This window comes from Oleiphilus sp. HI0043 (genome assembly GCF_001634935.1).
Genome location: NZ_LWEY01000784.1, coordinates 1 through 788, shown reverse-complemented (window position 1 = coordinate 788; position 788 = coordinate 1). Strand labels below are relative to the sequence as shown.

Below are 788 nucleotides of genomic sequence, written 5' to 3'. Positions count from 1 at the left end.
TTGCAACGCCTCTGTCTAGTAGTTCTCTTTCATACTGGTAGGCAAGTGGGCGTAGTTCTTCTAATGTGCCATCCGAAGAAAGAATGATGGTTGCAACGTCCTCATTTAACGAAACTTTTGATACTTCGGGCGTTTCAGAATCAGAGGGAAGGTTTCTTACCAGGTCAACGTATTCTTTAACTTGGTCGAGGGCCAAGCCCATATCACTGCCTTCATCATATTCCAGGACGATGACGCCAGCGCTTTGATAAGACGTCGAACGCATTTCTTTCACGTAATCTAGATTGCGCAACTGCTGTTCTAGCGGTGTGACAATCGACTTGGCCACATCTTCTGCACTGGCACCTGGCCAGGTAACGCGGACGATGACGTAGTCGGGTTCGAAGTTTGGTAAGAACTGAGTGTTAAGTTTGATTAGTGATACCGCACCTGCAAGCAGCATAATCAGCATGAGCAGGTTGGCTGCTACTTTATGTTGAGCAAAGCGGCCAATTAAATCTGAGCGGTGATCACCTGGGTTTTGTTCGTGATTTACAATGCTCATTCTTAGCTACGCTCTTTAACTTTTAGACCGGAAATTGCATTGGGGAGCTGGGTTGTTGTGACCTTATCGCCATCGCCTAGATGCTTACTACGAATAATGACTCTGTCTTGAAGAGTCTCTTCATTTGCAGAATTCGTGCTAAGACTTAAAAGCTGTTTTCCTAATACTTCAATATTTAGCGATTGAAGCCGTCCCTCCTCAATACGATAAATTCGATTTGTTCCATAGATTGCCGACACGGGTA

At 45.1% G+C, this 788-nt stretch carries 1 protein-coding gene and 1 pseudogene; both read right to left on the bottom strand.

Translation table 11 applies throughout. The features are described 5' to 3' along the window. A partial coding sequence (locus A3729_RS08995) for an efflux RND transporter permease subunit (RefSeq protein ID WP_197475721.1) occupies nucleotides 1–544 on the bottom strand: 544 nt, incomplete at its 3' end. Between the two features lie 2 nt (nucleotides 545–546). Continuing rightward, a pseudogene (locus tag A3729_RS32690) lies at nucleotides 547–788 on the bottom strand (hypothetical protein); the annotation flags it as partial.